The 25,326-nt window shown below is 51.8% G+C and carries 23 protein-coding genes and 1 pseudogene; 21 read left to right on the top strand and 3 right to left on the bottom strand.

Annotation, left to right across the window (positions count from 1 at the left end; translation table 11 throughout):
• Positions 1-4 precede the first annotated feature (4 nt).
• Together AAGQ96_RS12385 and umuD are read right to left on the bottom strand one after the other, a co-directional pair.
• Positions 5-442 (bottom strand): annotated as a pseudogene (locus AAGQ96_RS12385) (DNA polymerase V subunit UmuC); the annotation flags it as partial.
• On the bottom strand, positions 426-860 hold the full coding sequence (gene umuD / locus AAGQ96_RS12380; protein WP_342753687.1) for a translesion error-prone DNA polymerase V autoproteolytic subunit: 435 nt from the start codon (positions 858-860) through the stop codon (positions 426-428). The gene umuD and the pseudogene AAGQ96_RS12385, both read right to left, overlap by 17 nt.
• A gap of 404 nt (positions 861-1,264) precedes the next feature.
• Between umuD and AAGQ96_RS12375 the strand changes: the two genes are divergently transcribed.
• Positions 1,265-1,957: a YetF domain-containing protein gene (locus tag AAGQ96_RS12375; protein WP_147198481.1), complete on the top strand. Its 693-nt coding sequence runs from the start codon at positions 1,265-1,267 to the stop codon at positions 1,955-1,957.
• Positions 1,958-1,990: 33 nt separating this feature from the next.
• Here AAGQ96_RS12375 and AAGQ96_RS12370 read toward each other — a convergent pair whose 3' ends face one another.
• Entirely contained in the window at positions 1,991-3,157 is a 1,167-nt protein-coding gene (locus AAGQ96_RS12370; protein WP_342753686.1) for a YbfB/YjiJ family MFS transporter, read from the bottom strand.
• 222 nt (positions 3,158-3,379) lie between these two features.
• Here AAGQ96_RS12370 and AAGQ96_RS12365 point away from each other — a divergent pair, with 222 nt between their 5' ends.
• The 20 genes from AAGQ96_RS12365 (at position 3,380) to cheZ (ending at position 25,238) form a co-directional block, all read left to right on the top strand.
• The gene (locus AAGQ96_RS12365) at positions 3,380-4,150 is read left to right on the top strand and encodes a helix-turn-helix transcriptional regulator (RefSeq protein WP_147198479.1); all 771 of its coding nucleotides are present in this window, start codon (positions 3,380-3,382) and stop codon (positions 4,148-4,150) included.
• 540 nt (positions 4,151-4,690) lie between these two features.
• Positions 4,691-5,587, top strand: coding sequence for a manganese catalase family protein (locus AAGQ96_RS12360; RefSeq protein WP_147198477.1), 897 nt, complete (start codon positions 4,691-4,693; stop codon positions 5,585-5,587).
• A 294-nt stretch (positions 5,588-5,881) separates the two neighbouring features.
• Positions 5,882-6,133 carry a regulatory protein YcgZ gene (ycgZ, locus tag AAGQ96_RS12355; protein WP_147198476.1) on the top strand — a complete coding sequence of 84 codons (252 nt, stop codon included), beginning with the start codon at positions 5,882-5,884 and terminating at the stop codon, positions 6,131-6,133.
• Between the two features lie 148 nt (positions 6,134-6,281).
• Positions 6,282-6,533: a hypothetical protein gene (locus tag AAGQ96_RS12350; protein ID WP_147198475.1), complete on the top strand. Its 252-nt coding sequence runs from the start codon at positions 6,282-6,284 to the stop codon at positions 6,531-6,533.
• A gap of 415 nt (positions 6,534-6,948) precedes the next feature.
• Entirely contained in the window at positions 6,949-7,380 is a 432-nt protein-coding gene (locus tag AAGQ96_RS12345; RefSeq protein WP_147198474.1) for a hypothetical protein, read from the top strand.
• Between the two features lie 326 nt (positions 7,381-7,706).
• Positions 7,707-8,891 (top strand): HD-GYP domain-containing protein, encoded by a 1,185-nt coding sequence (locus AAGQ96_RS12340; protein ID WP_147198472.1) that lies wholly within the window; start codon positions 7,707-7,709, stop codon positions 8,889-8,891.
• Positions 8,892-9,373: 482 nt separating this feature from the next.
• On the top strand, positions 9,374-10,183 hold the full coding sequence (gene otsB, locus AAGQ96_RS12335; RefSeq protein ID WP_147198471.1) for a trehalose-phosphatase: 810 nt from the start codon (positions 9,374-9,376) through the stop codon (positions 10,181-10,183).
• On the top strand, positions 10,158-11,588 hold the full coding sequence (gene otsA, locus AAGQ96_RS12330) for an alpha,alpha-trehalose-phosphate synthase (protein ID WP_342753685.1): 1,431 nt from the start codon (positions 10,158-10,160) through the stop codon (positions 11,586-11,588). Before otsB ends, otsA begins: the two co-directional genes overlap by 26 nt.
• Positions 11,589-12,514: 926 nt before the next feature.
• Entirely contained in the window at positions 12,515-12,868 is a 354-nt protein-coding gene (flhD, locus tag AAGQ96_RS12325; protein ID WP_147198469.1) for a flagellar transcriptional regulator FlhD, read from the top strand.
• On the top strand, positions 12,868-13,446 hold the full coding sequence (flhC, locus tag AAGQ96_RS12320) for a flagellar transcriptional regulator FlhC (protein WP_147198468.1): 579 nt from the start codon (positions 12,868-12,870) through the stop codon (positions 13,444-13,446). Before flhD ends, flhC begins: the two co-directional genes overlap by 1 nt.
• A 128-nt stretch (positions 13,447-13,574) precedes the next feature.
• The gene (gene motA / locus AAGQ96_RS12315) at positions 13,575-14,453 is read left to right on the top strand and encodes a flagellar motor stator protein MotA (protein ID WP_147198467.1); all 879 of its coding nucleotides are present in this window, start codon (positions 13,575-13,577) and stop codon (positions 14,451-14,453) included.
• Positions 14,450-15,490, top strand: coding sequence for a flagellar motor protein MotB (gene motB / locus AAGQ96_RS12310; RefSeq protein WP_147198466.1), 1,041 nt, complete (start codon positions 14,450-14,452; stop codon positions 15,488-15,490). Before motA ends, motB begins: the two co-directional genes overlap by 4 nt.
• A gap of 10 nt (positions 15,491-15,500) precedes the next feature.
• Positions 15,501-17,492, top strand: coding sequence for a chemotaxis protein CheA (cheA, locus tag AAGQ96_RS12305; protein ID WP_342755559.1), 1,992 nt, complete (start codon positions 15,501-15,503; stop codon positions 17,490-17,492).
• 24 nt (positions 17,493-17,516) lie between these two features.
• Positions 17,517-18,008 carry a chemotaxis protein CheW gene (gene cheW / locus AAGQ96_RS12300; protein WP_147198464.1) on the top strand — a complete coding sequence of 164 codons (492 nt, stop codon included), beginning with the start codon at positions 17,517-17,519 and terminating at the stop codon, positions 18,006-18,008.
• A gap of 196 nt (positions 18,009-18,204) precedes the next feature.
• A complete protein-coding gene (locus AAGQ96_RS12295) occupies positions 18,205-19,866 on the top strand; it encodes a methyl-accepting chemotaxis protein (RefSeq protein ID WP_147198463.1) in 1,662 nt (553 codons plus the stop codon).
• 420 nt (positions 19,867-20,286) lie between these two features.
• Positions 20,287-21,942: a methyl-accepting chemotaxis protein gene (locus AAGQ96_RS12290; protein ID WP_342753684.1), complete on the top strand. Its 1,656-nt coding sequence runs from the start codon at positions 20,287-20,289 to the stop codon at positions 21,940-21,942.
• A gap of 289 nt (positions 21,943-22,231) precedes the next feature.
• Positions 22,232-23,104, top strand: coding sequence for a protein-glutamate O-methyltransferase CheR (cheR, locus tag AAGQ96_RS12285; RefSeq protein WP_147198461.1), 873 nt, complete (start codon positions 22,232-22,234; stop codon positions 23,102-23,104).
• Positions 23,104-24,153, top strand: a complete 1,050-nt coding sequence (locus AAGQ96_RS12280) for a chemotaxis response regulator protein-glutamate methylesterase (protein WP_147198460.1) — start codon at positions 23,104-23,106, stop codon at positions 24,151-24,153. Before cheR ends, AAGQ96_RS12280 begins: the two co-directional genes overlap by 1 nt.
• 41 nt (positions 24,154-24,194) lie before the next feature.
• Positions 24,195-24,584 (top strand): chemotaxis response regulator CheY, encoded by a 390-nt coding sequence (cheY, locus tag AAGQ96_RS12275; protein ID WP_147198459.1) that lies wholly within the window; start codon positions 24,195-24,197, stop codon positions 24,582-24,584.
• A 9-nt stretch (positions 24,585-24,593) separates the two neighbouring features.
• Entirely contained in the window at positions 24,594-25,238 is a 645-nt protein-coding gene (gene cheZ, locus AAGQ96_RS12270; protein WP_147198458.1) for a protein phosphatase CheZ, read from the top strand.
• Positions 25,239-25,326 lie beyond the last annotated feature (88 nt).

Raw genomic sequence — 25,326 nt, 5'->3', positions numbered from 1 at the left:
ATAAGGCCAGCGTTTTGGTGGGTGCGATACCCACGCCAACGGTCAGTCCGGTCTGTTTCAGGATCTGCTGGCGGATTTCCCGCCCGAAAGCCTCAAGGGAAACGCAGTTGCTCACGCCGGATAAGTTAATAAAAGCTTCATCGATCGAATACATTTCCATTGCGGGCGCCATCTCTGTCAAAATCGACATCACCCGATAACTCATATCGGCGTAAAGCGTATAATTGGAGCTGAAGACCTGCACCTGACGCTGTTTCAACGCCTCTTTTATTTTGAAATAGGGCTCACCCATGTTTATTCCCAGCCGCTTCGCCTCTGCGGAGCGTGAAATAATGCAGCCGTCATTATTTGAAACGACCACGATGGGTTTGCCCTTTAAATCCGGCCTGAAAACAGTCTCGCAGGAGGTATAGAAACTGTTGACATCAACCAGCGCGAACATTTTTAGTGGCTTTTAAGATGAAAGTCACAACGCCGAAAATCTCCAGTTCCTCTTCGCTGTGAAAAATAATCGGCGAATAGTGGCGATTATGCGGCACCAGCTGGAGAAGAGGGCGAGTGCGCAGTTCTTTGACGGTAAATTCACCCGCCACGGCGGCGACAACAATATCGCCATGATCCGCAGACAGTGAACGATCGACGATTAATAAATCGCCATCGCCAATGCCTGCCTCAATCATTGAATCACCGCTCACCTTTAAAAAATAGGTTGCGCTGGGATGACGGATCACCATTTTATTAAGATCCAGCCTCTCTTCAACGTAGTCCTGTGCAGGGCTTGGAAAGCCGCAGGAGACGCGCTCAATAAAAAGCGGCAAAGGAATTTCTTCCATAAAATCAGCAGGACGGATCGGCTGCATAAGAAAATATCCAAATTAACTGTGTATATATACAGTATCGTTGAATGCGCACATCAATCAAGACATTGAGGTGAAAATTCCACGAAGCGCTTGAAGTCACTGGAAATTTAGTTATTTTTGTGCGGTGAGAGGTTCTTTTTTTAAGCGGTTTAAAAACAGGGGAATAATCTGACTTAACGCCAACGGTATTAGCAAAACGCAGAACACCGCACGCCTGAACTATCAATTTATCTCAACAGACGCGAAGCGTGAATGCGTATTAAGCGTGCAATGAACGGCTGAAAATAGCGTCAGAAAGGCACTATTTATTCTGGCGCACGTTTTTTGCCGTATAAACTGTCGTACAATGATAAAAATTGCTGATAAATTTTAGCGCTTCATTTTCCCGGGATAATCCTGCAATTATGTCTTCCTTTGACTGGCATCGCTTTCTGCTTAATGACCTCGAACTGACTTTTTTGATAGAAGTCGCGGCGCGCGTTTTTTTCGCTTACCTGATCGTTTTTATCTTCCTGAAAGTCTCCGGCAGGCGGGGTATCCGCCAGCTGTCACTTTTTGAACTGGTCATTGTGCTGACGCTGGGATCGGCATCGGGTGACGTCACCTTCTATGATGATGTGCCTGTTCTGCCCGTTACCATGGTGTTTGTTGTCTTGCTGGTGCTGTATCGGCTGACCACGTTTCTGACCGCACGCAGCGCCCGCTTTTCAAAACTCATTGAAGGCCAGGTGATTACGCTGATTCAGAACGGCTTGTACAAACTCGACAGTCTCGACGGGCTGAACATTTCTGAAGATGAGTTTTTTATGGAGCTGCGTCAGGAAGGCGTGGAGCACCTTGGACAAATTCGCCTGGCGCTGATTGAGCTGGATGGCGACATCAGCATCTACTATTACGATCGCGATGCTGTCCGCCCGGGCCTGTCGGTGCTCCCGCCGGAGCACCGACAGGATTTTGTCATAGTGCCGGAGGAAGCATTATACGCCTGTAACCACTGCGGGCTGACTCAGCGATTAAACGCGCAACAGCGGCTGGTCTGCCCAAGGTGCCAGCGTGAACGGTGGTCAAAAGCGCTGGCAACACAGCGTTCACGCTGAAGGGAACCATCCATGTTCTGGCCGTCGACGCTCTTACCGTCCTTGTGCCGCGGCCCGGACTTTCTGCCGGTTAAGGGTCATGACCGCGCTTCCCCCCGCAACAAGGCCCATAGCCGCAATGATAATGGCCGGTTGCAGCGAACCAAAAAACCAGACGCTGGCGGAGGAGATCAGCGGGCCGATCAGCTGTCCGGTGGCGTAGCCCGACGTTAACAGCCCCACGGTACGGGAAACGGAAATTGACGAAATCTCACGGGCAAACTTCATGGTGAGCTGCATGATGGACAGGAAACCGAGCCCGGTAAGCAGAGTTGAAAAGAGCAGCCCCCATGCACCCGGAAAAGCGACCGCTGCCGCCACGCCCGAGCCCTGCAAAATCATCGCAAAAGCGAGGCTTGCCTGGGTATTAAACCGGCCTGAAAACAGAATCACCAGCAGGACGCCCGCCACGGCAGAGAGACCGAACAGCGGCCAGAAAAATGCCGCCAGGTTGGGATTAGGCAATACCGCATGGGCCATCTGCGACAGGAACGTGGCAGGCAAAATGTAGCCAAAACCCGCCAGCGTATAGATAAGCACCAGCTTTTTCAGCTGGCCACCGATCGGTTCATTTTTTCCTGCACCGGGGCGGACAGCGGTAAACTCCGCCGGTAAATAACGGCAGATAGCCAGGCTAACCACCAGCGCCACCGCGCCATAAACAGTCCAGCTATGGGCTGAATCCAGATGATGGGCAGACATCACCCAGGCCAGCACGCCGGTCAGTGCAATACCCACGCCCGGGCCGGTAAATACCGCCGCTGAAAGCCGGGGAGAATGCGCGGCAAGATTATGCTGAGTCCATGACGTCACGATAATCAACGCCCATGCGCCACCCACGCCAGAGATAAAACGATACAGGCACTGCAAAGCAAACTGCGACGTCATCCCGGAAAGCAGCGTGACCAGTATCGTAGCGGCAATCCCCGCTTTAAGGTAGAGCGCATGGTTTTTTTGCAGGCGGCTGACGTGAACAGCACCAAGCAGGTAGCCGACATAATTCATTGCTGCCAGAATGCCCGCCGTCGACAGCGACAGATAGCCATCATGCATCATCAGCGGAATTTGCGGGGTCAGCGAAAAACGGCCAATCCCCATAACGGCCACCAGCGTCAGCAGACCGGTAAGCATAGTGATAATACTCTTTTTTAACGGCGACATTTTTTGCCCTGTAATGAAAATAATTTTGTTGTGCAAATTTAGCTTAAGGAAAAACAAACAGATAAAACAGGCGAATAAAATATCAGTCGCCAGATAATTAATGTTATTTCAGCCTTAATCTTTTATTGAACTCATTTATCAATACCGCCATTCTACTGCTAAAGTTTTAACGCAAAAATAGGGTGGATTATCCTATGACTACAGGTCACACCCAGGAACAGAATGATGAAAAACGAAGATGTCAAAAGCTTCCTGCTCAAGCACCGCTCGAAGCTAAACCCTGAGGATTACGGCTTTAGCGCGCTCAACCGGCGCGTCAAAGGACTGCGGCGCGAAGAGGTGGCTCAGCTGGCTGCGGTCAGCGTAAGCTGGTACACGTGGCTTGAGCAGGGGAGATCGATTCGTATTTCGCCCGCGGCGTTAAAACGCATTGGCAGGGTGCTTCAGCTGTCGAACGTTGAGCAGGAATACCTGACCGCTATTGTTTTTGGCGGTGACGTAAGTGAAAACAAACCGGCAGAATTGCAGCCGGAAATCAAAAGGATGGTGGACGCGCTTAATCCTTATCCTGCTTTTGTCCGCCACGAAAATATGGATTTGCTTTACTGGAATAAAGCCACGGAAGATAACATCTTTAACTGGTCATTAGTGCCGGTGGCCGACAGGAATTCCCTTAAGCTGATGTTTATTAGCGAGGAATATAAGCAAAGGATCCATGACTGGGAAAAAGCGGCCAAACATACTCTGGCGTCATTTCGGGCTTATTATGCCTCCAGCAGCAGGCCGGAAAAGTTTGAATCTGTTATTGAGGATCTGATGGCCAGAAGTGAGGAGTTCACTAAAATGTGGAATTATCATGAAGTCGGGAAAATGGGAACGGGTAAAAAAGCGATCGTTGATAAAAACGGCGAGATTAGTCCCTACACCTACAGCTCGCTACAAATCGAAAACGCGCCAGACACGTATCTGATTTGCTATATGAATGAGCAATAAATAATGGTGCGCGGTCACCGCTATTTTTCCACAGCGGATGCTCGCAACCGGGGGCAGTAGCAGACCGCCCGCTGCCAGATCGCCCTGCAAGGCTTTTCGGTGCGGTTGCCGACAATCGGCGAGGTGATGCCCGTTCTTGTCAGCAGCCAGACGAGACAACGCTGCGCCGTAGCGATATTTCCTTTCTGTTGTAAACCATTAAATTCATCCAGTTCCATCTTTAACAGGATTATTTAAGGCAACTGTCAGAAGAAAATAGCGATAAGTCGGCGCTCACAGCGCAATTGACTAAAGTAATAAATTATTTTTTGCGTTATTTTCGTTAAAAGTCATAGCCAGGAGGATTCTTAATTCATCCATTATGCGTTTCTTTTTGTCGTGATATTAAGAAAGACAACTAAGCTTAACGGGATTGACATTCTATCCTGCTAAATATCCGGCTGTTAAAGTAAAAATAGTAAGCGTAATTATTATTTTATTTTAACGGCATGACGATTCTGTCAGCCCATTGTTCGTTTTTTTTATACACTGGAGTGAGCTATGTTCAGACACGTAAAACAACTGCAATATACCGTTCGCGTCGCGGCCCCAAATCCGGGATTAGCTAATCTGCTTCTGGAACAGTTTGGTGGGCCGCAAGGAGAACTTGCCGCCGCCTGTCGCTATTTTACGCAGGGACTGGCCGATGAAGATGCCGGCCGCAAAGATATGCTGATGGACATCGCGACTGAGGAGTTGAGCCACCTCGAAATCATCGGCACGATGGTAGGGATGCTCAATAAAGGCGCAAAAGGCGATCTGGCCGAAGGTACTGAGGAAGAGGGTGAGCTGTACCGCTCTATCACCGGTAAAGGGAATGACAGCCATCTGACTTCGCTGCTGTATGGTGGCGGTCCGGCACTGACTAACTCTGGTGGCGTGCCGTGGACGGCGGCCTATATTGATACTATTGGCGAAGTGACTGCCGATTTACGTTCAAACATCGCCGCTGAAGCCCGCGCCAAAATTTTGTATGAGCGCCTGATTAATATGACTGATGATCCGGGTGTTAAGGATGCGCTGGGCTTTTTGATGACGCGTGAAGTCGCGCACCAGATGTCGTTTGAGAAAGCGCTGTATTCTATCCGTAATAACTTCCCGCCGGGCAAACTGCCGCCAATCGAGAAGTACGCCAACGTCTATTACAACATGTCAGAAGGCGGGGAAGTACGCGGCAGCTGGAATTCTGACGAGAACTTTACCTATGTCGCCGATCCGCAACCTGCGGTAGATGGCGGAGACGGTCTGGCAAGCATCGGCCTGCCGGAAGAGCAGAAAGCGAATCTGGATAGCCTGGCTTTAAGAACCGCTTCCGACCCGAGTCTGAACCCGGTCACCGGAACCGATTTAGGCTCAGTGCCACCGATTGAAATTGAAAAGAACAAGCCGAAAAGCTGACCTCTGCTGATGGCGGCCCGTGGCCGCCTTTTAGACCGATGCTGTTATTAAGAAAAGTTGTACAGCTATCGGCTACCTGTACAAAACCCGCCTTTTATCCACCCCTTCGCTAATAATCAGCGTCTTACCGTTAATTTTGTGAGCAAACGCGTCACAAAGTTGCCAGAAAAAGCATTTTTTGCACAAAAAAAACTGCGCAAATTTTTATGATACTGTACACAGTTATGAAAGCTGTACAGGAAAGGTGTTTTCATCCCCTTCGGGCAACGTCCCCCATGCTTAAAAGGATCACTTATGCGTCAGAACAGTTTCAATCCAAAAACAGAGAGCGATGTTTCCCTCTATTTTAGCGTATCTGATCGGGCTGTCCCTTCACATCAGGAAACAATGGGTGAAGTGGTGATGGAGATTTTGAAATCGGGTATGACGGTAAACCGACAGTCGATCTGCGCCAGATTACTGAGCCGAATGTCAAACGATAAACATTCCCATCTTGAACAACACCATCATGAACTGATTGCTATGCTGTTTGGACGTGAGTCATAAGTGACGAAAGCTGGTTCTGTACCGAATATTGACTGTCCATAGCATGTGTCAACCGCTTTCCTTTTCAGGAGCCGGTAATCAGCAGCACAGGAAGCGCGAGTGAAAGACTGATTGACACACTATGTACCACCGAGACAGAGAAGCCTTCATGGACAATCACGACACCGATAAGTTAAGAGACATTATGCTGGGAGAAGCGACGCTTGCGCTTCTGGAACAACAGCGTCCGCTTAACAATACGGCGCTACTTCGTCAGCTCAGAGTCCTTGCCGCCAGAGAACCCGATGACGCCCGCCGCAAAGCCTGCCTGGCCGCTATCAGAGAAGTGCGAAATACCCAGGTTTCCGCCCATGATGGATTTACGCGTCGCCCGGCCGACGACGACAGTGTTTTTCACTGATCCAAATCCTGTTTTCATTGCCCTGTCTTCGCAGGCTGTCTGAATTCCCCCCTTTCGCAAGCCTGCTGCTGAAGCGGTGATTTATTTCACGAACACGTTCCGGTTTATCCGCCACTTTATAAATATAAGCCTGATGGTGATATTACATCCGTTAGATTACCACCGTTTTTAGAACGGTTGTAATGACGCATTGTTACTTAATTAAATAATGTGAAATTGTAAGTGCGTTAGTCATCCGCAGATAATATTTTTGAAGATGTCTCGAGTTTCTCAAAAAAAAATATTTATTTTACCATCAGCTTGTGTTTTTCTTTAAGCGAGCGGTTTTTCTGCACGCGTCAGGAATGTTAACCGCAAGCGCGTATAGGTAATAAGCTTGTAGGGATTCTATTCTATATATATTAAAGGAGAAGGTATGTTACGGAAGATTTTCTGGATAGTGTTGGCAGGCGCGCTTTGCTGGAGCAACGTGGCGCCAGCCGCAGAGAGGCCCGAAGTGGCGGAGAACGTTCAGGCCTGGTCTGGTGAGCAGGGCATGCAGGTCTGGACGCTGCGTTACGGGCCGCCGCAGGATCATAAAGCCCTGGTGCAAATTACCCAGATTGATCATCCCTGGAACCGCAAAATCCAGCTGGCGAACGTGGAGAAGAAAGGCAAGCGTCGGGATTACTCAATAGAAGTAGAGGGTAAAAAATATGTCGTGTTAATCGTTAACAGCTACAGCGGTGGCGAGGTATATCTTCCCGGCGAGAAAGAAAGCTACGCGGTATACTACAGTGAAAATCTGTCACGTGAAGGTAATGCGCAGTATTTCCTGACGGATTATTTGCAGCAGGAAAAACCCTGATAATTATAAAGCCACTTAATGGATAGGTGGCTTATTATTCTCTCGTGCGAGAAAACGCCTTCCGTCTTAATTTCAGCGCGTAGCATAAAGGGCAGCGTGTTAATCGCGAACCCGCCCGCCATCGACCGCATAGTGGCTTCCTGTCACACCTGTCACAAAAGAGGCCTTATCTGACAGCAGAAGCAACGCTACCGCAGCCGCTGCCCGCGTTGAGGCAGGGAAAAATGTAAAAAATTGATAAAACCCGCCGCCAACTATGAAGGTTTCAGATGAGACGCCGATACCTGTGCTGAATGGAGGACGGTGCATGAAGCTGGAGAGGTGGAATGATCATAAAAATTCAAACACACGAGTTACGTATCGGGATGTATGTCCATAAGCTGGAAGTTTTCTGGCTGAAGCATCCGCTCGTGCATAACGCTATGCTGCTGACCACGCAACAGCAAATCGATACCGTTACAGAAAGCAGTATTCAAGAAGTCTGGATCGACCTGGAAAAAGGGCGCGGGCCTGATATCGCGCCGGCAGAAGCACAAGCGCACCCCCAGCAGTCGGTGGCAAAGGGGCTGACCGGCATGCATGAAGAGATCATGCAGGCGCAGGCTATTTGCCTGAATGCCAAAGGGCAGGTCATGAGTATGTTCAGTGATGCGCGATTGGGCAAAACCATCGATACCGACAGCACGCTGCCGCTGGTGGATGAAATCGGCGGATCTCTCAGCCGGCATCCAGCGGCTTTACTTAGCGTCGTGCGCCTGAAAACGCATGATGATTATACCTATCTGCACTCAGTGGCGGTTTGCGCACTGATGGTTTCCCTGGCCCGGCAGCTTAACCTTGATGATGCGCAAACGCGCCTGGCGGGAACTGCCGGTTTGCTGCATGACGTGGGCAAAGCGGGTATCTCCATCGATATTCTCAATAAGCCGGGTAAGCTGACCGCTGAAGAATTTGACATAATGAAGCAGCACCCGGTATTCGGTGAAGCGCTGCTGCGCAAAAGCGGCGGCAGCGATGCGGTACTGGATGTAGCCCTGCACCACCATGAAAAAATCAACGGCAGCGGTTATCCGCATGGATTAAAGGGAAAGGCGATTTCCCAACTGGCCCGCATGGCCGCAATTTGCGACGTTTATGATGCTGTAACCTCAAACCGGCCGTATAAAGCTGGCTGGAACCCGGCCAGCGCGATGAGCCAGATGGCCAGTTGGGAAGGGCATTTCGATCAAAAAATTTTCTACGCTTTTGTAAAAGCGGTGGGGATATATCCGGTAGGATCGGTTGTTCGGCTGGCTTCTGGACGCATAGCGGTCGTGGTTGAACCAGGTCAGGACTCTCTGCTGTTACCAAAAGTATGCGTATTTTATTCGCTTTCGGCCAGCCGCATGCTGCGTCCTGAAACGGTCGATCTGGCCGATCGTTATTGTTGGGACAGCATTGTCGGCCCGGAAGAGAATAACGTCTGGGCAAAAATGAATCTGGACTTGCTCTGGTTAAAGCCTGTTGCCTGAAGGCGTGCCGTGGTCGGGAGGCTGATTCCCGGCTGCGATTCACATTCTCCCGCCGCTTTTTACCTCACCGTTTTATCTATTAAACATCTTAGTCACATTTCACCTTTCTCCTATGTCTTTTTCTGGAAGAATTTGTCACCCTTTCAGCGTCAGAAAAGAGGCAATCCGGCTATTACGTCTGGCAGGCCCGCTATCAGCGTCTATACTGATGCTGATGTTGTTACGCATGTGGCAACGAGGTGAGGCGTACTGCACGAACAGTGCGGACTAAATGGAGAAGGAAGCAGACCCGACTCAAGAGCGAAATTTGAACCGTATCGTCCTTCTCATCTCCCTCTGGCGACTTGATGTCGCGCCGCATTGTGCCCTTTTCCTCAAGCGTTGTGGATAGTTCAGATACGCGATCTGAACCACGTTAGCTCAGTGGGCTAAACAGCCTGTTGCCCGTATCGTCGTGACACACATAATCAGGAGGAATAGTTGTGAACACCCGGAATGATTCTGCCCCCCCGTTACAGCATGGCGGACGCTACGCATTTTTCTTTGACGTTGATGGAACGCTGGCGGCGATCCAGTCACGTCCCGATGAAGTTTTCATCCCCAAACAGGTTATCGCCAATCTGCAACGCCTGGCTCAGCTGAGCGAAGGCGCAGTTGCCCTGGTTTCCGGTCGCCCGATGAGCGAACTGGATGCGCTGGCCGCTCCCTTACACTTTCCTCTTGCTGGCGTCCACGGCGCAGAACGTCGTGACGCCAACAACCAAATTGAACGCCTCTCTTTGCCCACGGACGTGGCCGATTCGCTCTCTGCTCTGTTAAAAGAAGCCGTAGCAAAAATGCCGGATACGCAGCTGGAAACCAAAGGGATGGCTTTCGCGCTGCACTATCGCCGTGCTGAACACTATCAGCAGGCGATCATGGATCTGGCGCAGGAGATGACTGCCCGTTTTCCCATGCTTCAACTACAGCCGGGAAAATGCGTGGTGGAGTTGAAACCAAAAGGGGTTAACAAAGGAGCCGCAATCCAGGACTTTATGCAACAGGCTCCTTTTGCCGGGCGCACCCCGGTCTTTATCGGTGACGATTTGACCGACGAAGCAGGGTTTAAGACGGTCAATGCTATGGACGGTATCTCAATTAAAGTCGGTGAGGGCGCAACCGAGGCAATTTGTCGTTTGCCGGATGTGGAAGGCGTGTATCACTGGCTTGAACAATCATTATTACAACTAGATCAAGACGAAAAAACGTCATTAAGGAGTCAAGGTTATGAGTCGCTTAGTAGTCGTATCTAATCGCATCGCTGTACCCGATGGGTCAAAGACCAGCGCTGGCGGTCTGACCGTGGGCATCATGGATGCGCTAAAAACTACCGGCGGAATGTGGTTTGGCTGGAACGGTGAAATTAACGAAATTGGTGAAGATGATGAGGAAATGGAGCTGTTTGAAAAAGACAGCGTAACCTATGCCTCTTTTGGTCTGAACCAAAATGATTACGATCTGTACTATCTGCAATTCTCCAATGCGGTGATCTGGCCAGCCTTCCATTACCGTCTCGATCTGGTCAATTTCCAGCGCGAAGCCTGGGATGGCTACTGTAACGTTAATACCATGCTGGCCAAACGCCTGCTGCCGCTGCTGAAGCCTGATGATGTTCTGTGGATCCACGATTATCATCTGCTGCCTTTTGCCGCCGCGCTGCGCAAGCTGGGCGTCAATAACCGCATCGGTTTCTTCCTGCATATTCCTTTCCCAACGCCTGAAATTTTCAATGCGCTGCCGCCGCACAATGAACTGCTGGAAATGATGTGCGATTACGATCTGCTGGGCTTCCAGACGGAAAGCGATCGTATGGCTTTCCTGGAATGCCTGTCGCTGCTGACCCAGGTACAGAGCGATGGGAAAAAACATCTGGCGTTTGGCAATCATTTTGCCACCGAGGTTTATCCCATCGGCATTGAGCCGGACAGCATTAAAGAGATGGCCGAAGGGCCGCTGCCGCCAAAAATGGCGGCGATGAAGAAAGATCTCGGCGATGCCCAAAACATCATCTCCTGTGAGCGTCTCGATTACTCCAAAGGCCTGCCGGAACGTTTCCTGGCATACGAAGCGCTGCTGGAGAACTATCCGGAGCATCACGGCAAAATCCGTTATTCGCAGATTGCACCGACCTCCCGTGGCGACGTGCAGGCTTATCAGGATATTCGCCACCAGCTGGAAACAGAAGCGGGGCGCATCAACGGCAAATATGGCACGCTGGGCTGGACGCCGCTCTACTACCTCAACCAACACTTTGACCGTCGCCTGCTGATGAAAATTTTCCGCCTGACCGACATTGGGCTGGTCACACCGCTGCGCGATGGGATGAACCTGGTTGCTAAAGAATATGTCGCCGCTCAGGACCCTAAAGATCCTGGCGTGCTGGTATTGTCCCGCTTTGCGGGTGCGGCTAACGAGCTGACTTCCGCGCTGATTGTGAACCCTTACGATCGTGATGAAGTGGCCGCAGCGTTAAATCAGGCGCTGACGATGCCATTAAATGAGCGAATCTCGCGTTACAACGACATGATGGCCGTGCTGCGTAAGAATGACATCACCAACTGGCGCAAGACCTATCTCAAGGATTTACAGGCATTATCGGCCCGAAGTGAAGATCGGGCACAGAACAGTAAAGTGGCGGCATTCCCCCGTCTGGCATAACTCATGCCAATAAAATCAAGGGCGATCGACGATCGCCCTTTTTTTTGTCTTCATTGAGTAAAAAGGAGACAGATGGTGCCAATAAAAGGACCAATAAATAGAAAAAAACCGAAAATTTTGGCTTTTTTCTAAAGAAAACTGAACCGGTGCCGATACTTACCGATGAAAGGTAAAAATCCCCTTATACATTCACACCTCTAATGTTACTCCTCGTTACATGTGTTGGCACCCCCTGAACACAGACCTGGTGCGGCTTACACTAGCTAAACACTTCCTGATAAAAACCTGCATTGCGTCACATTCTGATAATCCTTCTTAAGGATGATAGTCACTCTTAGTGATTACGATTTACACACGTGCAACATAGATAAATCGATATTTTATGCCGCAAATTTCTCTTTTATAAACATATTTGTCTGGTTAATAGCTAAAACACACTCCATAGCGATTCAATCGCCGTAAAAGGGAATGTTTTATGAGGTAAATGATCGCGTGAGGTTAAAATTTAACAAAAAAAGCGGAAAATGATTAGTTAGTGAACTAATCAACAATGTTTCTGAAGAATATTTTAGTTAAATTACCCCTAAAAGTGTGACGTAGATCACACTTTATCTAAAATTTCACCTGGCCCACGTTGTATCCAGAAAACAGAGCATATAAAGTTGCCTTGTTTTCGGAATAGTCCTAAAACAGAGCAGTAAAAACCAAGGGAAAGCGTCAGGGAAGCGCACGAAAACGACGGAGCAGTAACCGGCAAAATGAGTTAATGACTACTTTCTGCAGGCCGCCTTTAGGACCGCCTGGAGCTTCGCAAACGTTTGGCTTCTGCCACTTAATTTTTTGCCACAATAAGATTTACCAGCAGCAACAAAGGTAGCGGCGCAATCCGCCAACGTTTAAGTCGTGTCAGTCAGGACGGAAAAAAAATGGGTACATCAGAATTACTAAAACATATTTACGATATCAACTTGTCTTATTTATTACTTGCTCAACGCCTTATTAACCAGGAAAAAGCTTCTGCCATGTTTCGTCTGGGTATTGATGAATCAATGGCTGACGCCCTCTCTGCGCTGACGCTGCCTGATATGGTCAAGCTGGCCGAGACAAATCAGCTGGTGTGCCAGTTTCGTTTCACCGACAGTGCGACAATTAGCCGCTTAACTCAGGAATCGCGTGTGGATGATTTACAGCAAATCCATGCCGGTATTCTGTTATCCAGCCGCTTATTACGTAACGTGTCTGCGAAAAACGACGAGCAACCGAAAAAGAGGGCGAGTTAATGACAGAAAAAAGTATTGTTCAGGAAGCTCGCGATATTCAGCTGGCGATTGAATTAATTACGCTGGGCGCTCGTCTGCAAATGTTAGAAAGCGAAACGCAGCTGAGTCGCGGTCGCTTAATTAAGCTGTATAAAGAACTGCGCGGCAGCCCGCCGCCAAAAGGCATGCTGCCTTTTTCCACCGACTGGTTTATGACGTGGGAACAGAACATTCACTCTTCAATGTTCTGCAATGCCTGGCAGTTTTTACTCAAAAGCGGGCAGAGTAAGGGCGTGGAAGCGGTAATTAAAGCTTATCGTCTTTACCTGGAGCAGTGCCCGCAACAGGACGAAGGCCCGCTGTTGGCACTGACCCGTGCCTGGACCTTAGTCCGGTTTGTTGAGAGCGGCATGCTCGAATTATCCGACTGCAAATGCTGTGGCGGAAGCTTTATTAACCACGCTCACCAGCCGGTTGGTAGCTTTACCTGTAGCCTTTGCCAGCCGCCTTCACGAGCGGTAAAAAGACGTAAACTTATTGAAGATAGTGCCGATAACATTTCACAACTGCTGGATGAACAGGTAAAACTTGCCGTTTAAATGTTCACCACGTGGAATGAATCCAGCAGCGGTTTTTAACCGCTGCTTTTTTTTTGCCCACGACCGGTGAAATAACCCGATCGCTGGTTCATCTTCAACCCACACGTCGCCAGACGTAAGGATTTATTGTGTTAGTTATTTTGGGGTATATCCTGGTTCTCGGGTCGGTGTTGGGTGGCTACGCAATGGTAGGCGGCCACCTTGGCGCTCTCTATCAACCTTCTGAACTGATCATTATCGGTGGGGCGGGCATTGGTGCGTTTCTGGTGGGGAATAATGGCAAAGCCATTAAAGCCACGATGAAAGCACTGCCGTTATTAATGCGCGGTTCAAAATACAATAAAGCAGTTTATATGGATCTGATGGCGCTGCTTTATCGCCTGATGGCCAAATCACGTCAGCAGGGCATGCTTTCTCTGGAAAGCGATATTGAAAGTCCGCAGGAAAGTGAAATTTTTGCTAATTACCCGCGCATTGTTGCCGATAAAAGATTAGTGGACTTCATTACCGATTATTTACGCCTGATGGTCAGCGGCAACATGAACGCATTTGAAATTGAAGCGTTGATGGATGAAGAGATCGAAACCTACGAACACGAATGCGAAGTGCCGGCAGCGGCGCTGGGTGCAGTAGGGGACTCTCTGCCCGCTTTCGGTATTGTGGCAGCGGTAATGGGCGTGGTTCACACCCTGGCTTCGGCAGATCGTCCACCGGCGGAACTGGGCGAACTGATCGCGCATGCCATGGTGGGAACTTTCCTGGGGATTTTGCTGGCTTACGGCTTTATCTCTCCGCTGTCCAGCGTGCTGCGTCAGAAATGTGCCGAAAGCACCAAGATGATGCAGTGCATTAAAGTGACGTTGCTTTCCAGCCTGAACGGGTATGCACCACAGATCGCCGTCGAGTTTGGCCGTAAAACGCTGTACTCCACCGAGCGACCGTCGTTCAGCGAGCTGGAAGAGCATGTTCGTAACGCGAAATCACCAGCGAAAGGTCAGGACGCATGAAGCACGAAAATCACCCCATTATTGTTGTTAAGAAGAAAAAGCATAACGGTCACGGGGGCGCTCATGGCTCCTGGAAGATTGCCTATGCCGACTTTATGACCGCAATGATGGCTTTTTTTATGGTGATGTGGCTGATTGCGATCGCCAAGCCTCAGGATTTGTCGGGGATTGCCGATTACTTTAAGACGCCGTTGAGAGTTGCCCTGACCGGCGGCTCTCGCAGCAGTGAAAGCGTTAGCGTTATTCCTGGTGGCGGAGAAGATCCGACGCAGAAAAAAGGGGAAGTTCAGAAGGTGGTTGATATGGACGCGCAGAAACGCAAGCTGGATGAAATCCGCCTGAACCGTCTGCGTGAAAAGCTCGATCAGCTGATTGAAGCCGATCCGCGACTGAAAGCGCTGCGTCCGCACCTGATTATTAACATGGTGCAGGAAGGGTTGCGTATTCAGATTATCGACAGCCAGAACCGGCCGATGTTTAAAACCGGTAGCGCAGAAGTCGAACCTTACATGCGCGACATTTTGCGGGCAATTGCGCCGATCCTGAACGATATTCCGAACAGGATCAGCCTTTCTGGCCATACCGATGATATTCAGTATGCCAATGGCCTGCGCGGCTACAGCAACTGGGAGCTCTCCGCCGATCGTGCTAACGCCTCGCGTCGCGAGCTGATCATGGGCGGCCTGGCGAGTGACAAGATGCTGCGCGTAGTCGGGATGGCAGACACCATGAAATTGAAAAACCGCGGTGGCGATGATGCCGTTAACCGTCGAATCAGCCTGCTGGTGTTGAACCATGACACCGAAGCGCAGATTGAAAAAGAGAACTCAGAAAGCGACGCGGTACAAGTCAGCGACAGCGATATGAATAATTTGCAGCAAATCGTGGCACCGGCCGTACCGACCGCTGGCACAAAAACACCAGACCCTCAACCCTCACAGGCTGAGCAGCCTGGCAGTCAGGCGACACCGAAGGCAGCAGCCCCGGCGTCACCGGCTCCAGCGGCTCAGACCGATCGCGACTCACAGCAGAGGTGATACCGTGAGCATGGATATCAGCGATTTTTATCAAACGTTCTTCGATGAAGCCGATGAATTATTGGCCGACATGGAACAACACCTGTTGGGGTTAGACCCGCAGGAACCGGATTCGGAACAGCTTAATGCTATCTTCCGTGCGGCCCACTCAATTAAAGGCGGAGCGGGGACTTTTGGTTTTACTGTCCTGCAGGAAACCACGCACATTCTGGAAAACATTCTCGACGGTGCGCGCCGCGGCGAAATGCAGCTGAGCACCGATATCATCAACCTGTTTTTGGAAACCAAAGATATTATGCAGGAACAGCTGGATGCCTATAAAACCGCCACGGAACCCGATGCCGCGACGTTTGAATACATCTGCCAGGCGCTGCGCCAGCTGGCTCTGGAAGCCAAAGGTGAAGTTGCAGCCCCCGTCGCGACAGCCTCTGCACCGGCTGTAGAAGCCGCGCCGGTCGCCGCCGCGGGAGGCTTACGCCTTGCGCTGGTCGACCTGAAGCCTTCTGAAATTCCGCTGATGGTGGAAGAGCTGGGCAATCTGGGTACGGTTTCTGACGTGGTTAAAGGCGAGACGTCTGTCGAACTGACGCTGGACTCGTCGGTGAGCCAGGACGATATCGTTGCGGTGTTGTGCTTTGTGATTGAAGAGTCGCAAATCAAGTTCCTGGATCAGGCTTCTGCACCGGCAGCACCGGCAGCACCGGTTGCCGTGGTAGCTGAAGCGGTTGTTGCCGCACCAGAGCCACAGCCTGCTGCGGTTAGCGAAGCGCCAGCAAAACGCGAAGCAGCGAAAAAGCCGGCGGCGAAAGCCAGTGAATCAACCAGTATCCGTGTTGCGGTAGAAAAGGTCGATCAGCTGATCAACCTGGTAGGTGAGCTGGTCATTACCCAGTCGATGCTGGCCCAGCGTTCTAACGAACTGGACCCGGTCGCCCATGGCGATTTGTTAAACAGCATGGGACAGCTGGAACGTAACGCCCGCGATTTGCAGGAATCGGTGATGTCCATTCGTATGATGCCAATGGAATATGTCTTCAGCCGCTTCCCACGTCTGGTGCGCGATCTGGCCAGCAAGCTGGGCAAAGAAGTGGAGCTGACCCTGCAAGGCAGCTCGACCGAACTGGATAAGAGCCTGATTGAACGCATTATCGATCCGTTAACGCACCTGGTGCGTAACAGTCTGGACCACGGTATTGAGTCACCGGAAAAACGTGTTGCTGCGGGTAAAAACGGCGTCGGTAATCTGACCCTTTCCGCTGAACACCAGGGCGGCAACATCTGTATCGAAGTGATTGATGATGGTGCCGGTCTGAACCGCGAACGTATCCTGGCAAAAGCGCTCTCTTCGGGCCTGCCGGTGAGCGAATCGATGAGCGATGAAGAAGTCGGCATGCTGATCTTCGCACCGGGCTTCTCTACGGCGGAGCAGGTGACGGACGTTTCCGGGCGTGGCGTGGGCATGGACGTGGTGAAACGTAACATCCAGGAAATGGGTGGACACGTTGAGATTGCCTCTAAGCAGGGCAAAGGCACCACGATCCGTATTCTGCTGCCGCTGACGCTGGCAATTCTTGACGGCATGTCAGTGCGGGTCGCTAACGAAGTCTTTATTCTGCCGCTGAATGCCGTAATGGAATCACTGCAACCGCTGTCAGCCGATCTGCATCCGCTGGCCGGTGGTGAGCGCGTGCTGGAAGTTCGCGGTGAATATCTGCCGATGGTTGAGCTGTGGAACGTGTTTGACGTTCAGGGTGCGAAAACCGAGGCGACGCAGGGCATCGTGGTGATCCTGCAAAGCGCTGGAAAACGTTATGCACTGCTGGTGGATCAGCTGATTGGTCAGCACCAGGTAGTGGTAAAAAATCTTGAAAGTAACTATCGCAAAGTCCCGGGCATATCGGCGGCGACCATCCTCGGGGATGGCAGCGTCGCGCTGATCGTCGATGTCTCGGCTCTGCCGTCTCTCAACCGTGAAAAGCGTGTGGCGGGAGCCGCAGCCTGACTTTAACCGATTAAGGGTAAAACTATGACTGGAATGGCAACAAAACTCGCTGGCGAAACTGTCGGTCAGGAGTTCCTGGTGTTTACACTGGGACATGAAGAATACGGCATTGATATTTTAAAAGTGCAGGAGATCCGCGGTTACGATCAGGTGACGCGTATCGCGAACACGCCGGCATTCATTAAAGGCGTCACCAACCTGCGCGGCGTTATTGTACCTATCATCGACCTGCGTATTAAGTTCGCGCAGCCTGATGTGGACTATAACGACAACACGGTGGTTATCGTGCTGAATCTTGAGCACCGCGTGGTAGGTATTGTGGTGGATGGTGTGTCTGACGTGCTGTCGCTGACCACCGATCAAATCCGACCTTCGCCGGAGTTCGCGGTCACGATGTCAACAGAATACCTGACGGGCCTGGGGGCACTGGGTGAGCGTATGCTGATTCTGGTTGATATTGAGAAGCTGCTGAACAGCGACGAAATGGCCCTGATGGACACGCTGCGCAGCGCATAATCTGAGCTTTATTGCGTAGAAAGACCGATCTGCGGATCGGTCTTTTTTTATGCTCGCTATCTGTAAAAAAGCAGCAAAATTAATTTAGCTACTAAAGTATCACTTTAGTAAATCTCTCTTCTGACTGCATAAAGTTCCATCGATCTGCGCCGATAGATCGAGTGTTGAATCACTTTTACTACACCAAGGGTATCCTATGTTTAAACGCATTAAGGTCGTCACCAGCCTGCTGTTGGTCCTGCTGGTTTTTGGCTCGCTTCAGCTGCTGGCGGGAGGATTATTTATCCACGCGCTGACCAGCGATAAAACTAACTTTTCAATCGCTCAGAATTCCAGCGAAAACGTCTCTGCGTTTACTGATGCATGGGTTTCCCTGAACCAGTCTCGCATTGCTATTAACCGCGGAATGCTGCGCTTGCAGAGTGATACGGCAAACAGCATTAACAGCAGCTCGTTGACCGCCATCAGCGATCAGGCCAAAAGCCTGCTGGCCAGCGCGGATAAATCTTACGCGCGCTACCAGGGCATTCCAGACACCAAAGGCGTCGACCCGGTTCTGGTCGACAATCTGGAAAAAAATTACGAGATCTATTCCAAAACGCTGGGACAGATGATCGTATTAATGGAAAACAAACAGCTGCCGGAGATGTTTAAGCTCAACATCGAAGAGAAGCAAAATACTATGCAGGACGTTTATACGTCATGGCGTACTGCCCAAAACGTGCTGACCGTACAGGGCGTGGCGGATAACGAAAGCGCCTATACCAAAATGCTGTGGGTAATTGGCAGCGTGATGGTGCTGGTTGTCGGGCTGATTGCGCTGTGCTGGTTCGGTCTGCGTTCTGTGCTGATCAAACCGTTGCAGGACAATATCGAACATATCAGCCATATCGCTAACGGCGACCTGACGCACACGATTGCTGTTGAAGGCCGTAACGAGATGACCCAGCTGGCTGCCAGCCTGCTTGAGATGCAGCAGTCGCTGGTGCGTACCGTAAGCGACGTGCGCGACGGCTCTGACGCTATTTATACCGGCGCCAGCGAAATCGCTGCGGGTAACAACGATCTTTCTGCCCGTACTGAACAGCAGGCTGCTTCTCTGGAAGAAACCGCGGCCAGTATGGAACAGCTGACGGCAACCGTGAAGCAGAACGCCGAAAACGCCCGTCAGGCTTCCCAGCTGGCGCTGAGCGCGTCGGAAACCGCGCAGAAGGGCGGGAAAGTGGTGGATGGCGTGGTGAAAACCATGAGTGACATCGCCGGAAGTTCGAAGAAAATCGCGGATATTACCAGCGTGATCGACGGCATTGCTTTCCAGACCAACATTCTGGCACTGAACGCCGCAGTAGAAGCTGCCCGTGCCGGTGAGCAGGGTCGTGGCTTTGCGGTAGTGGCAGGCGAAGTGCGTAATCTGGCACAGCGTAGCGCTCAGGCAGCGAAAGAAATTAAAGGGCTGATCGAAGATTCCGTGGCGCGTGTGGACAGTGGTTCCGTACTGGTGGGCACGGCGGGTGAAACGATGAACGATATCGTTAACGCCGTAACCCGCGTCACCGACATCATGGGCGAAATCGCTTCTGCTTCTGATGAGCAGAGCCGGGGTATCGATCAGGTGGGCACCGCTGTCACCGAGATGGACCGTGTAACACAGCAGAACGCCTCGCTGGTGGAAGAATCCGCTACCGCAGCGGCCGCGCTGGAAGATCAGGCCAGCCGTCTGACTCAGGCTGTTGCCGTGTTCCGTGTTCGTAAGGACCAGGGCGCTCGCGCTGCTGCGCCGGTTGCACGCACCGTTAAACCTGCTGCGCGTAAAGCCGCAGCGCCAGTGGCCGATGAAGGCAACTGGGAAACGTTTTAATTCTTGCTGTTGAGAAAAAGAGTGCTGGCGAGAGGGACATGAACCGTCTGTAAAGACGCAAAAAGCGGCGTCCTTGCCAGCGCGTCATGGGCCATCCCAGGCCCGTGACGCTTTATTACCGTTCCCTGGGCCTCCTGTTTTTACCGTAGCGTCGTTATTCAGTAAAAATTTACCGAATGCTTTAACTGTGATCGCCAGCAGCCTGCCGTTTTTTATTTAAAACGGCTTTTCCTGTTAATCCGTCTCTTTTCGGTTTCTACCCGCTTTTCCCGTTTAAAAAACGCATTCTTATTGCCTTTTAATTATTCCGGCCAGGGTTTGAACGACTTTTTACCGTGACGAAACATTTAAAAAATTCCACATAAAGTTCCCCAAAAACCAGCCGATAACTAAATCAAATAGCCCCTTACTGAGGTAGTTATGTTCAAGAGTATGAAAGTAGTAACCGGCCTGGTTAGTGTGCTGGTGTTATTTGCTGTATTGCAGTTAGGAACGGGCGGTTTGTTTTTTAAAACCGTTCAGAGCGATAAGCAGAATTTTGAATTCAGCCAGCAGATGAGCTTGTTGCAACAGTCAATGGGCAATTCCTGGGTATCCATGGTGCAGGCGCGTAACACGCTGAACCGTGCAGGATTGCGTTATGTGATGGACACCAACCATTCCGGTGCGGGTTCTTCATTAAACGATCTGATGGCTCAGGCACAGACTGACCTGGCGACGGCAGATAAGTCGCTGGAACTCTTTAATGCCAATCTTAGCGAAGAGGGCAAGAAGGCAGAGGATGTTCAGGCGCTGCTGGCCAGCTACAAGCAGTTTCATGACGCGCTGGCCGATCTGATTGTCATGATGCAGACCGGACGCTTCAACGACTTTGTGGCTCAGCCGACTCAGAGCTATCAGGAGCAGTTCCAGCAGGCTTATAACCACTGGCTGGCGGTCATCAACGGCCTGACAGAGCAGGGCATTAAGGCGAATGATGCAGCGTATCATCAGAGCATCTGGCTGTTGCTGGGCGTGTTACTGGTTTCTGCTGTGGTCATCGCCCTGGCCTGGAGCGGCATTCGTACCCTGCTGCTTCAGCCGCTGAAAACCAACATCGATCATATTCGCCATATCGCCAGCGGCGACCTGACGCAGACGATTGAGGTAGAAGGCCGTAGCGAAATGACCCAACTGGCAGACAGCCTGCGTGAAATGCAGCAGTCGCTGGTGCGTACGGTAAGCGACGTGCGCGACGGTTCTGATGCTATCTATACCGGCGCCAGCGAAATCTCTGCCGGCAACAACGATCTCTCTTCCCGTACCGAGGAGCAGGCTGCCTCTCTGGAAGAAACCGCGGCCAGTATGGAACAGCTGACGGCGACCGTGAAGCAGAATGCCGAAAACGCCCGTCAGGCTTCCCAGCTGGCGCTGAGCGCGTCGGAAACCGCGCAGAAGGGCGGGAAAGTGGTGGATGGCGTGGTGAAAACCATGAGCGACATCGCCGGGAGCTCGAAGAAAATCGCGGATATTACCAGCGTAATCGACGGTATTGCTTTCCAGACCAACATTCTGGCACTGAACGCCGCAGTAGAAGCAGCCCGTGCCGGTGAGCAGGGTCGTGGCTTTGCGGTAGTGGCAGGCGAAGTGCGTAATCTGGCACAGCGTAGTGCTCAGGCAGCGAAAGAAATTAAAGGGCTGATCGAAGATTCCGTAGCGCGTGTCGACACCGGTTCGCAGCTGGTCGAGAGCGCGGGTGAAACGATGGCGGATATCGTCAGTGCGGTCACGCGTGTGACTGACATTATGGGCGAAATCGCTTCAGCATCGGGCGAGCAAAGCCGGGGTATCGATCAGGTCGGCATCGCCGTCACTGAAATGGACCGCGTCACGCAGCAGAACGCCTCGCTGGTAGAGGAATCTGCCGCCGCTGCCGCAGCGCTGGAAGAGCAGGCGAGCCGTCTGAATCAGGCCGTAGCCGTGTTCCGTATCCGTAAAGACAGCGTCGCGCAGGCGATCGTCAGTAAAGCACCGGCGGCCGCACCACGCAAAGTCGTTGCGGCAGCACCGTCAAACGATAACTGGGAAACGTTTTAACGATGTTCACGACAACGCAAAATAAGTCTCAGGAAGCGTGAATTTCTGCCGATAAAGTAGTTAAGCAATTTGAATGAGTTCAGGCAGTCGCCGGAACCCTCAGCAAAGAGTTTACTAACAGATCGCCGCGCTGGTAGAGGAAGCGGCAGCAGCCCCAGACGCTGACACACTGAAGTAAAAGCCCTCAGCACTGCATGTGTCGGGGGCTCTGACCAGGTCACTGCGCAGGCTCACAGGGAAAATAATATTGTTTTAACCCCTTTATCAGTACTTTGCAGGGTGGATCTGGATGAAAAAGTCAACGTTGTTAGCACCGCCGGAGAACGCCACGATGCTGTCGCAGATGGTACAGCGCCTGCCGTTATCCGACACACATTTTAAGCGCATCAGCCAGCTGATTTATCAGCGCGCGGGCATCGTGCTCGGCGATCACAAGCGTGAAATGGTTTACAACCGCCTGGTACGCCGTCTGCGGACATTAGGAATCGATGACTTTGGTCGTTACCTTGCGCTGCTGGAAGCGGACGCAAATAGCGGAGAGTGGCAGGCGTTTATTAACTCCCTGACCACTAACCTGACGGCGTTTTTCCGTGAAGGGCATCACTTCCCGATTCTGGCCGATCATGCCAAACGTCGTGGTGGCAGCTTCAACGTCTGGTGCGCCGCTGCCTCTACCGGTGAGGAGCCTTACTCCATCGCCATGACGCTGGCAGAAACGCTGGGTAACGGCCCGGGTAAATTTCAGATCCACGCTACCGATATCGACACTCAGGTGCTGGAAAAAGCGTTGTCGGGCGTCTATCGCCAGGAAGAGTTGCGCACGCTGTCGTCTCAGCAGCTTCAGCGCTTCTTCTTTCGCGGCACCGGCCCCCATTCAGGCATGGTGCGGGCAAGGCCTGAACTGGCGAATGCCATCACCTTTGCTCAGCTGAACCTGCTGGGTAACGAGTGGGCGCTGCCGGGACCCTTTGATGCGATCTTCTGCCGCAACGTGATGATCTACTTTGATAAAGAAACGCAGGAAAAAATTCTACGGCGTTTTGTACCGATGCTGAAACCGGGCGGCATTTTGTTTGCCGGTCACTCCGAGAACTTCAGCCAGATCAGTAAAGAGTTTTACCTGCGCGGCCAGACGGTCTACGGGCTGACTAAGGAAAGATAATGGGCAAAATCAGAGTGTTATGTGTTGATGATTCGTCGCTGATGCGTCAGCTGATGACCGAAATCATCAACAGTCATTCGGACATGGAGATGGTGGCAACGGCCCCCGATCCGCTGGTCGCCAGAGATTTGATTAAAGAATTCAATCCCGACGTACTGACGCTGGATGTCGAAATGCCGCGAATGGACGGGCTGGATTTTCTGGAAAAACTGATGCGTCTGCGTCCGATGCCGGTGGTGATGGTGTCATCACTTACCGGCAAAGGGTCGGAGATCACGCTTCGGGCACTGGAGCTGGGCGCGGTGGACTTTGTGACCAAGCCGTCGTTGGGTATCCGGGAAGGCATGCTGGCCTACAGCCAGATGATTGGCGACAAAGTACGTGCGGCTTCACGAGCGAAGCTGCATACGCGCAGGCCATCGCCTTCACCGGTGATGCTTAAGGCAGGCCCGCTGCTCAGTAGTGAAAAGCTGATTGCCATCGGTGCGTCTACCGGCGGCACCGAAGCGATCAGGCACGTGCTGCAACCGCTGCCGGCAACCAGTCCGGCGCTGTTAATCACGCAGCATATGCCGCCAGGTTTTACCCGCTCTTTCGCCGAGCGCCTGAACAAGCTGTGTCAGATTACGGTGAAGGAAGCGGAAGATGGCGAGCGTGTTCTGCCGGGTCATGCCTATATCGCGCCAGGGGCGATGCATATGGAGCTGACGCGCAGCGGCGCAAACTATCAGGTGAAATTACACGACGGCCCACCGGTGAATCGTCATAAACCCTCGGTGGACGTGCTCTTTAAGTCAGTCGCGCAGTATGCCGGTCGTAACGCCGTAGGCGTGATTCTGACCGGTATGGGCAACGACGGTGCGGCAGGTTTGCTGGCAATGAACAAAGCCGGTGCCTGGACCATCGCCCAGAACGAAGCGAGCTGCGTAGTATTTGGTATGCCCCGTGAAGCAATTGCGCTCGGGGGAGCCAGTGAGGTGGTGGATCTCCACCAAATCAGCCAGCACATGCTGGCAAAAATTAGCGCCGGACAGGCATTACGTATCTAACGCAGCGCCCGTCCCGCGGGGCTACACAAACAGGAGTATTTATGGCTGATAAAAATATGCGGTTTCTGGTGGTCGACGACTTCAACACGATGCGTCGTATCGTCCGTAACCTGCTGAAAGAACTCGGCTTCAATAACGTTGAAGAAGCAGAGGACGGTGTTGATGCACTGGCCAAACTGCGTACCGGTGGTTTTGACTTCGTGGTTTCCGACTGGAACATGCCGAACATGGACGGTCTGCAACTGCTGCAAACTATTCGCGCCGACAGCACGCTGGGTAAACTCCCGGTGCTGATGGTGACGGCAGAAGCGAAGAAAGAGAACATTATTGCGGCTGCTCAGGCGGGTGCCAGTGGCTATGTCGTTAAACCTTTTACCGCAGCGACCCTTGAAGAAAAATTAGGCAAGATCTTCGAAAAGCTGGGTATGTAAGGAGCCGAGATGAGCGAACTTTCGAAACCAAGTACAGATGCAGCTTCAGCAAACGAAATAATCTCCCGAATTGGTTCGCTGACGCGGATGCTGCGCGACAGCCTGCGTGAGCTGGGACTGGATCAGGCCATTGCTGAAGCGGCGGAAGCCATTCCCGACGCCCGCGATCGCCTGGATTACGTTGTGCAAATGACCGCGCAGGCGGCCGAGCGCGCCCTGAACTGTGTAGAAGCTGCGCAGCCACGTCAGGCCGAAATGGAGAATGGAGCTAAAGCACTGAAAGGCCGCTGGGATGAGTGGTTTGAGAATCCTATCGAACTGGCAGATGCCCGCTCACTGGTTTCGGATACCCGTGGATATCTGGAATCCGTCCCTGAGCATACGGGTTTTACCAACGCCCAACTGATGGAAATCATGATGGCGCAGGACTTCCAGGATCTGACTGGTCAGGTCATCAAACGCATGATGGATGTGATCCAGGAAATTGAGCGTCAGCTGTTGATGGTGCTGCTGGAAAACATGCCGGAACAGCCTGTACGGCCGAAGAAAGATGCCGACAGCCTGAAGAACGGTCCGCAGATTAATGGCGAAGCGCCTGGCGTGGTCGCCAATCAGGACCAGGTCGACGACCTGCTGGACAGCCTCGGGTTTTAAGTTCGACATGCCCTCCGGGGCCGGTTTTTACCGGCCCTTTTTTACTATCCCTCAAATAACCCCCTTTTTACGCGTTTACTCGTGGCTT

This window comes from Pantoea sp. MBD-2R (assembly GCF_039134845.1).
GTDB lineage: Bacteria > Pseudomonadota > Gammaproteobacteria > Enterobacterales > Enterobacteriaceae > Erwinia.
Note: the sequence above shows the minus strand (reverse complement) of the source record. Positions and strands in the feature narration are given on the sequence as shown.

Excerpts from the sequence above, each read along its gene's own strand:
- flhC (WP_147198468.1), top strand. The coding sequence starts at position 12,868 with ATGACAGAAAAAAGTATTGTTCAGGAAGCTCGCGATATTCAGCTGGCG.
- umuD (WP_342753687.1), bottom strand. The coding sequence starts at position 860 with ATGCAGCCGATCCGTCCTGCTGATTTTATGGAAGAAATTCCTTTGCCG.
- cheW (WP_147198464.1), top strand. The coding sequence starts at position 17,517 with ATGACTGGAATGGCAACAAAACTCGCTGGCGAAACTGTCGGTCAGGAG.
- AAGQ96_RS12290 (WP_342753684.1), top strand. The coding sequence starts at position 20,287 with ATGTTCAAGAGTATGAAAGTAGTAACCGGCCTGGTTAGTGTGCTGGTG.
- AAGQ96_RS12370 (WP_342753686.1), bottom strand. The coding sequence starts at position 3,157 with ATGTCGCCGTTAAAAAAGAGTATTATCACTATGCTTACCGGTCTGCTG.
- cheZ (WP_147198458.1), top strand. The coding sequence starts at position 24,594 with ATGAGCGAACTTTCGAAACCAAGTACAGATGCAGCTTCAGCAAACGAA.
- flhD (WP_147198469.1), top strand. The coding sequence starts at position 12,515 with ATGGGTACATCAGAATTACTAAAACATATTTACGATATCAACTTGTCT.
- AAGQ96_RS12280 (WP_147198460.1), top strand. The coding sequence starts at position 23,104 with ATGGGCAAAATCAGAGTGTTATGTGTTGATGATTCGTCGCTGATGCGT.
- cheY (WP_147198459.1), top strand. The coding sequence starts at position 24,195 with ATGGCTGATAAAAATATGCGGTTTCTGGTGGTCGACGACTTCAACACG.
- AAGQ96_RS12345 (WP_147198474.1), top strand. The coding sequence starts at position 6,949 with ATGTTACGGAAGATTTTCTGGATAGTGTTGGCAGGCGCGCTTTGCTGG.
- ycgZ (WP_147198476.1), top strand. The coding sequence starts at position 5,882 with ATGCGTCAGAACAGTTTCAATCCAAAAACAGAGAGCGATGTTTCCCTC.
- AAGQ96_RS12340 (WP_147198472.1), top strand. The coding sequence starts at position 7,707 with ATGATCATAAAAATTCAAACACACGAGTTACGTATCGGGATGTATGTC.
- cheA (WP_342755559.1), top strand. The coding sequence starts at position 15,501 with ATGGATATCAGCGATTTTTATCAAACGTTCTTCGATGAAGCCGATGAA.
- AAGQ96_RS12360 (WP_147198477.1), top strand. The coding sequence starts at position 4,691 with ATGTTCAGACACGTAAAACAACTGCAATATACCGTTCGCGTCGCGGCC.
- otsA (WP_342753685.1), top strand. The coding sequence starts at position 10,158 with ATGAGTCGCTTAGTAGTCGTATCTAATCGCATCGCTGTACCCGATGGG.
- motB (WP_147198466.1), top strand. The coding sequence starts at position 14,450 with ATGAAGCACGAAAATCACCCCATTATTGTTGTTAAGAAGAAAAAGCAT.
- AAGQ96_RS12350 (WP_147198475.1), top strand. The coding sequence starts at position 6,282 with ATGGACAATCACGACACCGATAAGTTAAGAGACATTATGCTGGGAGAA.
- AAGQ96_RS12375 (WP_147198481.1), top strand. The coding sequence starts at position 1,265 with ATGTCTTCCTTTGACTGGCATCGCTTTCTGCTTAATGACCTCGAACTG.
- AAGQ96_RS12295 (WP_147198463.1), top strand. The coding sequence starts at position 18,205 with ATGTTTAAACGCATTAAGGTCGTCACCAGCCTGCTGTTGGTCCTGCTG.
- AAGQ96_RS12365 (WP_147198479.1), top strand. The coding sequence starts at position 3,380 with ATGATGAAAAACGAAGATGTCAAAAGCTTCCTGCTCAAGCACCGCTCG.
- cheR (WP_147198461.1), top strand. The coding sequence starts at position 22,232 with ATGAAAAAGTCAACGTTGTTAGCACCGCCGGAGAACGCCACGATGCTG.